Origin of the sequence: Streptomyces chartreusis NRRL 3882 (assembly GCF_900236475.1) — a bacterium.
Lineage (GTDB): Bacteria > Actinomycetota > Actinomycetes > Streptomycetales > Streptomycetaceae > Streptomyces > Streptomyces chartreusis_D.
Map to the genome: position 1 here is coordinate 356,026 of NZ_LT963352.1, position 12,423 is coordinate 368,448.

A 12,423-nucleotide genomic window follows, 5' to 3' on the forward strand; every position below is an offset into this window, starting at 1 on the left:
GGGGTGCGGTCAGGGGCCGGGCACGCGTACCGTCCCGCGCACCACGGACCAGACCTCCGCGAGGAGGGCCGGGTGGTCGTCGCCGTAGGCGGCGACGGCCGCGTGCACCGCGTCGAGGGCCGCCCGGAGCGGGTGGTGCTCGGCCGCGCCGGTCACCGCGGGGAGGGCCATGTGCGGCTGGGAGATCCGCAGGGACGGGTGCGGTGGGCCGATGGTGAGCGCCACGGCGTACGGGCCGGAGCCGGAGGCCGGCGGTTTCGCCACGACGACCGCCGGGCCCACCACGGCCCGTGCCGCCTCCTGGGATTGCGGCACGGGCGTGCTCGTGGACGCGGGCGGCCGGAAGGGGGGCCGCTCGGGCGGGACGGCCCGGCCGACGGTCCGGTCCGGGACACGCGGGGCGGTGGCCAGGGTCTCCCACATGCGGGTGTCGTCGTCGAACGGCGGCGGCAGCGGACGCCCCTCGGCCAGGGCCGCGAGCGGGTCGGCGACCCGGTCGAGGGCGGTGAGACCGGCCGCTTCACACGCCCGGCGGGCCGTGAACAGGGCCACCGCGCGCTGGGTGGCGGGGCCGGAGACGTCGATGGCGTGGAGCAGGGCGGGGTCGGGCGAGCCGGCGTTCCCGTTGCGCTGTCTCCTGAGCGAGGCGGGCCCGGCGTTCGGCTTCGGCGCGTTCGGCCGGGGTGGGAGGCGGCGGTGGTTCGCGGGCGTAGCGGTGCCAGTAGGCGGCGACCTGCGCGGTCTGTCTCAGGACACGGTCCGGCTCGGGTGGGGCGGGCCAGAACTGGAGGAGGTACCGGTCGAGTTGGGGCTCGCCGTCCACTGCACGAGCGCGCTGTCGGCCGACACGGGACGGAAGGACACCTCCACCACGTCCTCCCAGGCCGGATCCAGCGGCGGGGCCTGCTCGTGCACCTCGACCGTGAAGCCCACGTCGCCGGTGTGCAAACCGGTGTTCAGCCACAGGACGCACGGTGTCGCCGCCCCGCACAGTCCCGCACTCTGCCCGGCGAACGCCTCCGCGAGGTCCGGCCCGAAGCTGTCCGGATCGGTCTCGACGTAGATCTGGCCGTAGTGCACATGAACCTCTCCATCGACCGGCCTGCGCACGATCAACTCCTCCTCGTGGCGGCGATGGAGTGGTGAGCTGTCGGCATCGTGGCGACCCGTACAACCTCCGGTCGGTGGCAGGTGTCTTCCTCAGCGAACGGAACAACACGGAATATCTCCGTCCCGACTCGTTCCAACGGGGGAACACATGAGCATGGCCCGCAGCCTGACCCGCCGCGGCACGACCGCCGCCCTCACCGTCCTGATGGCGGCCGCCCTCGGCGCCGCCGGCGCCGGGGCGTCGAGCGCGGACACCGCCGCCGCACCGCAGACCCGGCAGATCGCCTCGTCCGTCGTCGGCTCCGACTACAAGATCACTCTCACTGCGCTGCGCTCGACGGAGGACGAGTACGCCGCCTCGGTGCGCCTCCAGGTCTACACTCAGTCCGGGGGCGCCTGGAAGGAGTCGGACCGCGTGACCGTGGGCGACGTGGACGGCTGGTTCTGGTACCCGCTCACCGGCAAGGGTGCCGTCTGCGAGTTCTCCACCGCGAGCACCGAGCCCGCGCCGCTGACGGTGAGCCTGCTGCTCACGCCGTCCATCGGCTGCTCCGAGCCGGCCGAGTACGTCGTGAAGGAAGGCAGGGTCTACGCCGGCTGAGCCGGACCGGCCGGGGCGGTTCTGCCGCACCGGCCGCGAAAGCCCCGGACACGAAATCCTGGCCCCGCAAGCCCGGACACGAAAAGGCCCGGACCCCGCCCGTCGGCGGTGTCCGGGCCGTCCGGCCCCGGTGGGGCCTCAGCCGCCGTTGAGGCGTGCGCGCAGGAGCCCCTTGCCCAGTTCGGCACCCTTGCGGCTGTCCGCCTGGGCCTTGCGGAACAGGTCCGCGACCTCGGTGTCCTTGGCGCGCTCCGCGTCCTGGATGTAGCTCTCCAGACGCAGGGCGTTGTTCAGGCACGCCTCGACGTACCAGATCAGGTTGTAGTCCTTGTCCTGCGTACCGGTCACGCCGCCGGTCTCCGTCTCGCTGGTCATTCGGGCCTCCTTCTTGCGGAGCGGACCTCTTCAGGCGCCGGACGGGTACCCGTCCTCCGGTCGGACACACAGCCCGCCCGCATCACGTTCGGTGACCACCCGGTCACGACCGTTGCGGACGGGTGGTCGACCCGCCGACCAGACCCGTACGGACCACCAACTCCCCTCCCCCGTACGGCAATCCTGACAGTTGCCACAGAAGCGAACAGACCCCGGTCAGTTCCGGAACGAAGTGCCGCTCCACCGTGCGAGACCGGTCGATGACGGTGTGTACTGTGCTGCGGGTGGCTCGTCAGAGCGCCTCGGACTCCGCCCTGCCCGACTCTCCCTGGACTCGACTCGATGATCGAATTACCGGACCTGGTCGTCGGCGGTCTCGCCGTCGGCACACTGTCCGCGTTCGCCCTCGGCGGCGGTTTGCTGCGCTCGCGGCGGCAACTGGCCGCGCAGCGCGCGAAGACGGCCGCCCTGCGGGCCCGGCTCGACGGCACCACACGGGCGTTCACGGCCGAGGTCGAGCACCTGGCGGCGCGGCGCGTGCCCGCCGCGGCCCGGCAGGTGGCCCATCCGCACGTCGCCGTGCCCGGCCCGCTCAGCCCGCAGCTCGCGGGTTCGCCCCTGGGCCTCGCGCTGGAGCAGGTGCTGAAGGCGCTGCACGCGGAACTCGCCGCGCAGCGCACCCGCATCGACGCCGCCGCGAAGGCCGGGATGCGCGGGGCCACACGGGAGATCCAGGCGGCGCTGTACCGGTTGCAGGACGCCCTGCGCGGTCTGCAACAACGTTACGACGACCCAGAGTTGGCTCAAACCCTGTTCGAGCTCGACCACGAGAACGAGCAGTCGCTGCGGCGCGCGCAGATCGCCGCGGTGGTGTGCGGGGCCTGGGTGGGGCTGGCCCGGGAGGAGTCCCATCTGGTGGACGCGGTGACGGGCGGTCAGGCCCGGCTCACGGGCTACCAGCGCGTGCGGATCCACAACCACCTGGAGGCCGGGACCGCACTGGTGTCCCACGCCGTCGAGCCGGTCGCCATCATCGTCGCCGAGCTCCTCGACAACGCGCTGCGGCACTCAGCGCCCGACACCGACGTCGTGGTCAACCTGGAGGCCGTCCACCACGGTGTCTGTGTCACCGTGGACGATGCCGGGCTGGGCATGACGCAGGACGAACGGGCCCGTGCCCAGCGGATGGTGGCCGGCTCCGAACCGATCCTGCTCACCGAGCTCGGCGACCCGCCGCGCATGGGACTCGCCGCCATCGGCCAGCTGACCCGGCAGTTCGATCTGAGCGTGGACCTGACCTCGCCGTCCCCGTACGGCGGGGTGCGGGCGGTGCTGCGGGTCGACAGTCACCTGCTGACCCGCATCGATCCCGAGGAACTGCCTCCGGCGGCCAGCGCCCCGCGTTCGACGCGGAGGGTCGCGCGGGGCACGGCGGACGGTGGCGCCTCGCCTTCCGGGGTCCCCGCGTCCTCCTACGCCGGCGCTGCCTCGCCCTCCGCAGCCTCGCCGGACGGTGCCGACTCGGGCGCGTCGGCCCCTGGCGCCTCAGCCAGCCCTGCCACCGCTGTCACCGCTGACGCCCCTTCCGCCCCGCCCCGTGCATCCGAACCGGCCTCGGCCACCGCGCCCCACGGCTTTGAGCCGCACACCTCGCCCCGGAACCCCGAGCCCCCGTCCCCCACCGCCGCGACCCGCCCCACCGCACCCGACGATCACGGCTACGGCACCGACCAGGACGACCGGACCTCCGCCCCGGCCCCCGGCCACCGCGGCCCCCGTGACAGCGGCGGACTCCCCCAGCGGCGTCGCCGCAGCCGGGCCACGCCCCCGCCGGACACCCCGGCCTCCGCACCCGCTCCCGCACCCGCACCCGCACCCGCACCCGCACCCGCACCACAGCGCCGACCGCGGCGTCCCGAGGAGTCCGCCGCCGCCCTCGGCGCCCTGCAGTCCGGCACGGCGGCCGCCCGTTTCGCCGCCCGGCCGAACACCGGCGCCGTTCCAGCCGTACCTGAGGGTGCCCCGGCCGCGACCACGGCCGACGGGACCGACGACACCGGCCGAGACCGGAACGACCACGAAGGGGGAACGGCTCGATGACCAGCCGCGCAGCGGGGGACACGGCCTGGGTGCTCGAACCGGTTCTGGAGGTGCCGCACGTCGTGGCCGCCGTCCTGCTCACCCGGGACGGGCTCGTGACCGGCTACACCGACGCGCTGTCGCAGCCGTCGGCCGAGCGGGTCGCCGCCATCACGAGCACCGTACAGGGCGCCTGCCGTACCGCGGCGGCGGCGTTCGCCGACACCGACCGGGCCGACATCCGGCAGGTCGTCATCGAGTCGGACCACGGCTATGTGCTCATCGTGCCGACGGACCACGGCACCTGCGTCGCCGCGTACGGCGACCCCGAGGTGCGCCTGGACCTGCTCGCGCACCGGGTGCACTCGCAGGTCGCGCGGCTGGGTGAGAAGGCGATGGCCGCCGGGCCCCGAGGTGCCGACGGCGACACGCCGGCATGACCGGCCGCCGAGGCGGCCGTCCCCTGGTTCCCGCGTACCTGTCGACCGGCGGGGTGGCCCGGCCCAGCCGCGCCCATCTGGAGCGGCTGTCGGTCCTCACCGGCAGCGGCGATCCGCCTCCCGCCGATCTGCCCGCCGCGCAGGCGGCCCTGCTGGAGGAGCTGGAGTACGGGTCGCTGACGGTGGTGGAGGCCGCGGCCCTGCTGCGGCTGCCCGTCTCCGCCGTGCTGGTGCTGGCCGCCGACCTCATCGACCGTGACCTGGTGCTGGCCCGCGCGCCGATCCCGCCCGCCCGGCGCTTCGACCCCGACCTGCTGAAGAGAGTGGCCGATGGCCTCCGCGACCTCAAGCACCGTTGATGGCGCCGCCGGCGGCGGCATCCATCTCCCGGACACCGCCCGTGACCTGGTGAAGATCCTGGTCACGGGGCCTTTCGGGGTGGGCAAGACGACCCTGATCGGCTCGGTGTCGGAGATCCGCCCGCTGCACACGGAGGAGCAGCTCACCGAGGCGTCCGCGCACGTCGACGATCTCGCCGGGGTCCGGGAGAAGTCGACCACCACGGTCGCCATCGACTTCGGCCGGATCAGCCTGCCGGGCGGGATCGTGCTGTATCTGTTCGGCACGCCCGGCCAGGAACGGTTCCGGTCGCTGTGGGACGACATCGCCCATGGGGCGCTCGGCGCGCTCGTGCTGGTCGACGCCCGCCGGATCGACGCCTCGTTCGACGTGCTCGGGCTGGTGGAGGAGACCGGGCTGCCGTACGCGGTCGCCTTGAACACCTTCCCGGACGCGCCCCGGCACCACACCCCCGAGCAGTTGCGCGCCGCTCTGGACCTGGAACCGACGACCCCGATGGTGACGTGCGACGCGCGGGAGGCGAACTCCTCGATCGACTCCCTGCTCGCCCTCGTCCAGCACCTGATCGACCACCGACCCGCGGAGCACCGGTGACCCACCCGTCCCCTGCCGAGCAGGCCTTCTCCGTCGCGGCGCCCGTGCGCCTGTGGGAGGACGGCTTCGCCCGCGACCCCCACCCGTACTACGCCGCCCTGCGCGCCCAGGGCCCGGTCGGCTGGGCGGAACTCGCCCCCGGGGTGCCGGCGTACGTCGTCACGGACCGGCGGGCGGCGCTGGATCTGCTGCACGACACGAAGACGTTCTCGCACGATCCCCGGCCGTGGGAGGCGGCCGTCCCGGACGACTCCCCGGTGCTCGGCATGATGCGCTGGCGGCCCAACACGCTGTTCGCCGACGGGGCCGCCCACATCCGCTACCGCACCACGCTGATCGACGCCTTCGACCTGGTGGAACCGCACGACCTGCGCGGCCGGGTGCACCGCGCGGTCCATCTGCTGGTGAGCCGGATCGGGCCGCGGGGCGAGGCCGACCTGGTCGGCGAGTTCACCAGGCCGCTGATGGCGCTGGTGTTCAACAGCCTGTTCGGGCTGCCGGACAGCGCGAGCGACCGGCTCGACGCCGCGCTCGCCAAGCTGATCGAGGGCGGTGCGCAGGCGGCGGAGGGCGAGGCCGAGTTCGCCGGGTACGTGCTGGAGCTGATCGCGGCCAAGACCGAGCGGCGCGGCGACGACCTGCCGAGCTGGCTGCTGGACCATCCGGCGGGGCTGACCCCCGAGGAGGTCACCTGGCAGGTGTTCCTCACGCTCGGCGCGGGACACGAGCCGACGGCCAACCTGGTGTCCAACGCGCTGTCCAGGATCCTCGGCAACCCGGCCTACTACTCGACGCTCACCAGCGGCGCCCGCCCGGTGACGGACGCGGTGCTGGAGGTGCTGCACCACGAGACGCCGCTCGCCAACTACGGCATCCACTACGCCCGCACTCCGGTCACCTTCCACGGCGTGTGGATCAGGGCCGCGGTGCCGGTGGTGGTCTCGTACGGGGCGCTGGCACAGGCCACCGAGCGGGAGCGCGGCGCGGACCGGCACCCGGGCGACGCCTCCCACCTGTCCTGGTCGGCGGGCCCGCACGCCTGCCCGGTCAGGCAGCACACGCTGCTCATCGCCACCGAGGCGATCGAGCGGCTCACCCAGTGGCTGCCCGACCTGGAACCCGTGCTGCCCCGCGAGCGTCTCACCTGGCGGCCCGGCCCCTTCCACCGCTCGCTGACGGCGCTGCCCGTCCGTTTCACCCCCCGCTCCCCCGATCAGCCAGGAGGACGACCGTGACCGTGACCGACCGCATCGCACTCGACCCGTTCGGCGCGGACATCGCGGGCGAGTGCGCCCGGCTGCGCGTCCTCGGCCCGATCGTGCCCGTGGAGCTGCCCGGCGGGATCCCCGCCTGGGCGCCCACGCGCTACGACACGCTGAAGGAGCTCATCCTCGACCCGCGGGTCAGCAAGGACCCGCGGCTGCACTGGCGGCTGTGGCCCGAGATCGGCCGGCACCCGTCCTGGGGCTGGATCGTGAGCTGGGTAGGCGTGATCAACATGTTCACCACCTACGGCGCGGACCACACGCGACTGCGCAAGCTGGTGGCACCGAGCTTCACGCACCGGCGCACCGAGGCGCTGCGGCCCCGGGTGGAGGCCATCACCGCGGAGCTGCTGGACGCGCTCGACGCGGCCGACGGCGAGGTCGTGGACGTCAAGGAGGGGTTCGCCCGTCCGCTGCCGATGCGGATCATCTCCGAACTGTTCGGTGTTCCCGACGCGTTACGCGAGGACACCAGCCGGATGATCGCGGCCATCATGGACACCACCGACCCGAGCGCGGAGCACGCGGCGTCCGTCCAGCGGCAGATCGGCACGGTGCTCCCCGCGCTGATCGCCCACAAGGCCGCGCACCCCGGCGACGACATGACCACCGAACTGATCCGGGTCCGGGACGAGGACGGCGACCGGCTCAGCGACGAGGAGCTGCTGTACACGCTGTTGCTGGTCATCGGCGCCGGTTTCGAGACCACCGTCAATCTCATCGGCAACGCGGTGGTAGCCCTGCTCCGCCGCCCCGAGCAGCTCGCCGCCGTACGGTCCGGGGAGATCGGCTGGGACGCCGTCGTCGACGAGACGCTGCGCGCGCACCCGTCGGTCGCCTCGCTGCCGCTCCGGTTCGCCGTCACGGACCTCACCGTCGGCGACGTCACGATCCCGGCCGGAGACGCCATCCTCACGACGTACGCCGCCGCGGGGCTCGATCCCGAGCACTACGGGCCGGACGCCGACGTCTTCGACGCCACGCGCGCCGCCGACGACCATCTGGCGTTCGGGCTCGGGGTCCACCGCTGTATCGGGGCGCCGCTGGCCCGTCTGGAGGCGCTGACCGCGCTGCCGGCGCTGTTCGACCGGTTCCCCGGCCTGAGCCTGGCCGCGGGTGACGAGGGCCTGCGGCAGGTGCCGTCGTTCATCGCCTTCGGCTGGCAGGAGATACCCGTGCGACTGCGTGGCTGAGGCAGCCGCTGGGACGCCGCCTCTCGGCGCAGCGCGCGGGAGCGCGACCGGTCCCCCGTTCCGGTCGAGCCCCCGCGGTTCGTCGAACCTACGTCCCTGGCTGAGGCCTTGTGAATCGCGTCGATGCCCGTTGCACGCTCAACAGGGCTCACTCGTGCACAGCTGAGTCCGGATGGCCCGGTTTCGTCCCGCCGCGACCTGGCCAACCGGTTGCCCCTGAGGCCGGCCGGTCAGTCGTGGCGGCGCAGAGCCGGCAGATCGAGGTCACCGACGGCCAGGTGGGCCAGCACGACCTCGTACAGGTCGGTACCCGCGGCGAGGAGCTGGCGTTCCAGCACGGGTTCGGCGCTGCGGACGTGCTCGCGCACGGTCTGCGCGTGCATGCCCAGGGCCTGCGCGGCCCGTTCGGCGTTGCCGCCCACGGCGATCCAGGTGCGCAGCGTCCGGCGCGGGTTCCGGGCGTCCGCCTCCAGCCGGCCCAGCAGGTCCTGGGCCCAGGTGCGTACGGCGGACCCGGACAGCAGGTCGGAGAGCCGGAGCGTGGAGTTGCCGGTGTCGTCGGGGTGCCGGCCGTCGGGCAGGCCGATCTGGGTGTTGAGCGCCAGGTGGACGACGGCCCGGACCGTGAGGTCGGCGAAGTCGGTGCCGAGCAGGGCCTCCACGCGTTCCATACGGGCGCGGACCGTGTTGCGGCTGACGCCGAGGACCTTGGCGGCGTTGACGGCGGTGAACTCCAGGCCGAGGCGTGTGGTGGCGAGGAGTTCGGCGCGGGTGTGGTGCGGCAGGGTGTCGAGCGGGCGCAGCACCCGGGCCGTCCAGCCGCGCAGCGCCCCCGGGTCCATGAGGCGTTCGGGGTGGGTGCGCTCGGCGTAGACCGCCGTCTTGTCGGGCCGGAAACGGGCGACGGCGAGGGCGCTGACGGCCTGTCCGTACGCGGTGGCGGTCCGGGCGAGGCTCTGCCGGACGCTGCCGCCGAGGAAGATGTCCGGGTGCCGGTCGACCAGTGACCGCAGGGTCTCGCCGGTGGTGTCACGGGGGCTGACGACGATGACGTGGCCGTCCATGGCCGGGCAGCGCACGACCAGGGCGTCCTCCCCGGTGCCGGCCAGGCACTCCTGGGCGATCCGGTCGCGTACGGCGGGGTCGGACTCGACGACGTACACACGGGCCGTGTCGGCGTCGAGCAGTCCGGGCCAGAGCCCGGCGGCGACCCGGCGGGCGGCGATGGTGTCCTCGACCATCAGCAGTTGCAGGATCGCCAGGCGCAGGTCGGAGGTGGCCCGCCGGAGCCGGTGCCCGGCCGCGGTCGACTCGCGCGCGGTCAGCAGGAGCTCGATCACCTGGGCGGTGTGTGTGACGACGTCGGCGGCCCGGCGGTCGAAGGGGGTCTCGCGGGAGACGGCCAGGACGCAGGTGTGGGACGGGTGTTCCACCCTGACCAGGCGCTGATGGCGCTCCCGGCTCTCCCAGGCGGCGGAGGCGATGCGGCCGGCGGTGATGTCCGTGACGAGGCCCTCGTCCAGCGGGAGCCGGGTTCCGGCCAGGAGGTTCCCGGCGGCGTCCTGAAGGGCCACGGACCCGCGCACGGCGCCGGCGAGCCAGCCCACGACCCTGCGCACGTCGCGCCCCGCCGGGCGCAGGTGCTCGAGCAGTTCCTCCGCCCACGCCGGGCCCGGCCCGGCCGGTGTCCCCTGCTGCCGGTTCCCGTCCTCTCGGCCAGCCACCTCGGCCTTCCCCTCGTTCCTCGCGCCATCCGGCGCACCGGTCGCGGACGTTACCTCACACGTCCCGCGCTATCGTCCCGGGCGTCCCGGGCGGAAGCCCCCGGCGTCCGCCCGCGGGCCGACACCCCGCCCTGCGCCGCCGCACTGCGCGGGCGGCATAAGCTCGGCGGATGGCGAAGTACTACGACGTGCACCCCGACAACCCCCAGCCCCGCACCATCGGCCAGATCGCCGACAGCATCCGTGCGGACGCTCTTGTCGCCTACCCCACGGACTCCTGTTACGCACTGGGCTGCCGCCTGGGCAGCCGTGACGGCATCGAGCGGATCCGTACGATCCGCAAGCTGGACGACCGGCACCACTTCACCCTCGTGTGCCAGGACTTCGCGCAGCTCGGTCAGTTCGTGCGGGTCGACAACGACGTGTTCCGCGCGATCAAGGCGTCGACGCCCGGCAGCTACACGTTCATCCTGCCCGCGACGAAGGAGGTGCCGCGCATGCTCCAGCACCCCAAGAAGAAGACGGTCGGCGTGCGGATCCCCGATCACGTCGTCACCCAGGCCCTGCTCGCCGAGCTCGGTGAACCGCTGCTGTCCAGCACCCTGCTGCTGCCCGGCGAGGAGGAGCCGATGACGCAGGGCTGGGAGATCAAGGACCTGCTCGACCACGTGCTGGACGGGGTGGTCGACTCCGGTGACTGCGGCACCGAGCCGACGACGGTGATCGACTTCTCCGGTGGGGAGGCCGAGATCGTGCGGCACGGCGCGGGCGACACCTCACGGTTCGAGTAAAGCGCGCGCCAAGGGGCGTTCACGGTTGCGCCCGGTGTGGGGGGGGTGGGCGAAATGCCCCGGGAAGCGGCGTGTCACGATGCCCGTGATCCGCCCGGTGACACGGACGGGTTCCTGGCCGACACCCGCAGAGAGGCAGCCCAGTCATGACCGCCGTACAGGGAACCGCCGTCGACATCCCCACCGAGGACGGCACCGCCGACGCGTATCTGGCCCGTCCCGCGGACGGGGCCGCCCACCCGGCGGTCCTGCTCTACATGGACGCCTTCGGCCTGCGCCCATGGCTGCGGTCCATGGCCGACCGGCTGGCCGGTGAGGGGTACGCGGTGCTGGTGCCCAACGTGTTCTACCGGCACGGCCGCGCCCCGCTGTTCGAGCTGCCCGAGCTCATCGACCCGGGGGCGCGGCCGGAGATATTCGAGCGCATCATGCCGGTCATGCAGGCCCTGACGACCGAACGGGCGATGCGGGACGCCGGCGCCTATCTGCGCTGGCTGGCCGAGTCACCCGCGGTGGCGGACGGTCCGGTCGCGCTGACCGGTTACTGCATGGGGGCGCGCCTGTCGCTGCTCACGGCCGGGACGTACCCGGAGCGGGTCGCGGCCGCAGCCGGTTTCCACGGCGGGCGGCTGGCCACGGACACGCCGGACAGCCCGCACCTGGTGGCCGGCAAGGTCACCGCGGAGCTGTACTTCGGCCACGCCGACCAGGACCCCTCGCTGCCCGAGGAGCAGATCGAGCGCCTGGAGGAGGCCCTGACCGAGGCGGGCGTCCGCCACCGCTGCGAGGTGTACACGGGCGCGCCCCACGGTTTCACGCAGGCCGACACCGCGTCGTACCACAAGGAGGGCGACGAGCGGCACTGGGCGGCTCTGCTCGACCTGCTGAAGCGCACATTCTGACCTCAATCGACTCCTGGTGAACAGGAGTTGCCGCCCTACCGACGGTAAGGGCTTGCTTTCCCGCGATCCCTGCGCGTAGACCTTGCTGAACACCAGGCGCGACTCGGGGGGAGTTGGCTCATGGAGGGCACGGTCGAGGGGTTCCGTTACGGTGCGGTGACCCCGGTGGCGGCGTATCTGATGGCCTGTCTGGGAGGGGCGCTGGGGCTGCGGTGCATCGTGCGCTCGCTGCTGAACGCGCGGTCCTGGAAGCCGGGTTGGCTGGCGTTAGGCGCCGCCTCCATCGGGTGCGGGATCTGGACGATGCACTTCATCGCCATGACCGGCTTCCACGTGGAGGAGACCCGGGTCCGTTATGACGCGGCCACGACGGTGCTCAGTCTCGTCGTGGCCGTCGCCGTTGTGGGCGTCGGCGTGTTCATCGTCGGCTACCGCGGCACGGGACGTGTCGCCCTGGCGGTCGCGGGTGTCGTCACCGGACTGGGGGTGGCGGCCATGCACTACCTGGGCATGGCCGCGATGCGGCTGCACGGTGACATCGGCTACGACCCGGTCGGCGTCGTACTGTCCGTGCTGATCGCCATCGCCGCCGCGACGGCCGCGCTGTGGTCCGCCGTCACGATCCGCGGCCTGATGACGAGCCTCGGGGCGAGCCTGGTGATGGGCGTGGCGGTGTCCGGGATGCACTACACGGGCATGGCCGCCGTCAGCGTCCATGTGCACGACACGACCGGCGGGACGTGGGAGGGCGACTCGCCCCTGTCGCTCCTGCTGCCGATGCTGCTGGGGCCGGTCGTCTTCCTGCTGCTGGCCGGGGTCGTGGTCATGTTCGACCCGCTGCTGGTGCACGGTGAGAGGGCGGAGAACCGCAGCCCCGCCCGGCACCCGGGCCGCTCGGCCGGCGTCCGGGCCGCCAACTCCATTCCCGCGCCGCGCACGTCGTGGCACGACGCGGACTCGCCCACCCGCGGCCGGTGAACGACCCGCCC

14 protein-coding genes are annotated in these 12,423 nt (G+C 73.2%); 10 read left to right on the plus strand and 4 right to left on the minus strand.

Annotated features, from left to right (window positions below):
- Positions 1-9: 9 nt before the first annotated feature.
- Positions 10-552, minus strand: a complete 543-nt coding sequence (locus SCNRRL3882_RS41535; RefSeq protein WP_231911084.1) for a hypothetical protein — start codon at positions 550-552, stop codon at positions 10-12.
- 195 nt (positions 553-747) lie between these two features.
- Positions 748-1,110 carry a hypothetical protein gene (locus SCNRRL3882_RS41540; protein WP_231911086.1) on the minus strand — a complete coding sequence of 121 codons (363 nt, stop codon included), beginning with the start codon at positions 1,108-1,110 and terminating at the stop codon, positions 748-750.
- 154 nt (positions 1,111-1,264) lie between these two features.
- Between SCNRRL3882_RS41540 and SCNRRL3882_RS01615 the strand changes: the two genes are divergently transcribed.
- Entirely contained in the window at positions 1,265-1,711 is a 447-nt protein-coding gene (locus tag SCNRRL3882_RS01615) for a hypothetical protein (protein ID WP_010033499.1), read from the plus strand.
- 138 nt (positions 1,712-1,849) lie between these two features.
- On the opposite strand, the gene SCNRRL3882_RS01620 is transcribed toward SCNRRL3882_RS01615, so the two are convergent.
- Positions 1,850-2,086: a hypothetical protein gene (locus SCNRRL3882_RS01620; RefSeq protein ID WP_010033497.1), complete on the minus strand. Its 237-nt coding sequence runs from the start codon at positions 2,084-2,086 to the stop codon at positions 1,850-1,852.
- A 342-nt stretch (positions 2,087-2,428) separates the two neighbouring features.
- Here SCNRRL3882_RS01620 and SCNRRL3882_RS41545 point away from each other — a divergent pair, with 342 nt between their 5' ends.
- The 6 genes from SCNRRL3882_RS41545 to SCNRRL3882_RS01650 are packed head-to-tail and all read left to right on the plus strand — an operon-like array spanning position 2,429 to position 8,017.
- The gene (locus tag SCNRRL3882_RS41545) at positions 2,429-4,186 is read left to right on the plus strand and encodes an ATP-binding protein (RefSeq protein WP_010033495.1); all 1,758 of its coding nucleotides are present in this window, start codon (positions 2,429-2,431) and stop codon (positions 4,184-4,186) included.
- On the plus strand, positions 4,183-4,605 hold the full coding sequence (locus tag SCNRRL3882_RS01630) for a roadblock/LC7 domain-containing protein (RefSeq protein WP_010033492.1): 423 nt from the start codon (positions 4,183-4,185) through the stop codon (positions 4,603-4,605). The genes SCNRRL3882_RS41545 and SCNRRL3882_RS01630 overlap by 4 nt, the downstream gene beginning before the upstream one ends.
- A complete protein-coding gene (locus tag SCNRRL3882_RS01635) occupies positions 4,602-4,964 on the plus strand; it encodes a DUF742 domain-containing protein (RefSeq protein WP_010033490.1) in 363 nt (120 codons plus the stop codon). The genes SCNRRL3882_RS01630 and SCNRRL3882_RS01635 overlap by 4 nt, the downstream gene beginning before the upstream one ends.
- On the plus strand, positions 4,936-5,559 hold the full coding sequence (locus SCNRRL3882_RS01640; RefSeq protein WP_010033487.1) for a GTP-binding protein: 624 nt from the start codon (positions 4,936-4,938) through the stop codon (positions 5,557-5,559). Before SCNRRL3882_RS01635 ends, SCNRRL3882_RS01640 begins: the two co-directional genes overlap by 29 nt.
- A complete protein-coding gene (locus SCNRRL3882_RS01645; RefSeq protein ID WP_010033484.1) occupies positions 5,556-6,794 on the plus strand; it encodes a cytochrome P450 in 1,239 nt (412 codons plus the stop codon). The genes SCNRRL3882_RS01640 and SCNRRL3882_RS01645 overlap by 4 nt, the downstream gene beginning before the upstream one ends.
- A complete protein-coding gene (locus tag SCNRRL3882_RS01650; RefSeq protein ID WP_010033482.1) occupies positions 6,791-8,017 on the plus strand; it encodes a cytochrome P450 family protein in 1,227 nt (408 codons plus the stop codon). Before SCNRRL3882_RS01645 ends, SCNRRL3882_RS01650 begins: the two co-directional genes overlap by 4 nt.
- Positions 8,018-8,247: 230 nt before the next feature.
- Here SCNRRL3882_RS01650 and SCNRRL3882_RS01655 read toward each other — a convergent pair whose 3' ends face one another.
- Complete coding sequence (locus SCNRRL3882_RS01655; protein WP_010033479.1) at positions 8,248-9,741, minus strand: helix-turn-helix domain-containing protein; 1,494 nt, start codon at positions 9,739-9,741, stop codon at positions 8,248-8,250.
- A 170-nt stretch (positions 9,742-9,911) separates the two neighbouring features.
- Here SCNRRL3882_RS01655 and SCNRRL3882_RS01660 point away from each other — a divergent pair, with 170 nt between their 5' ends.
- The 3 genes from SCNRRL3882_RS01660 to SCNRRL3882_RS01670 all read left to right on the plus strand — a co-directional run bounded on the left by SCNRRL3882_RS01660 (position 9,912) and on the right by SCNRRL3882_RS01670 (position 12,412).
- Positions 9,912-10,532, plus strand: coding sequence for an L-threonylcarbamoyladenylate synthase (locus tag SCNRRL3882_RS01660; protein ID WP_010033475.1), 621 nt, complete (start codon positions 9,912-9,914; stop codon positions 10,530-10,532).
- 146 nt (positions 10,533-10,678) lie between these two features.
- Positions 10,679-11,434: a dienelactone hydrolase family protein gene (locus SCNRRL3882_RS01665; protein ID WP_010033473.1), complete on the plus strand. Its 756-nt coding sequence runs from the start codon at positions 10,679-10,681 to the stop codon at positions 11,432-11,434.
- Positions 11,435-11,554: 120 nt separating this feature from the next.
- Positions 11,555-12,412, plus strand: a complete 858-nt coding sequence (locus SCNRRL3882_RS01670) for an MHYT domain-containing protein (RefSeq protein WP_010033471.1) — start codon at positions 11,555-11,557, stop codon at positions 12,410-12,412.
- Positions 12,413-12,423 lie beyond the last annotated feature (11 nt).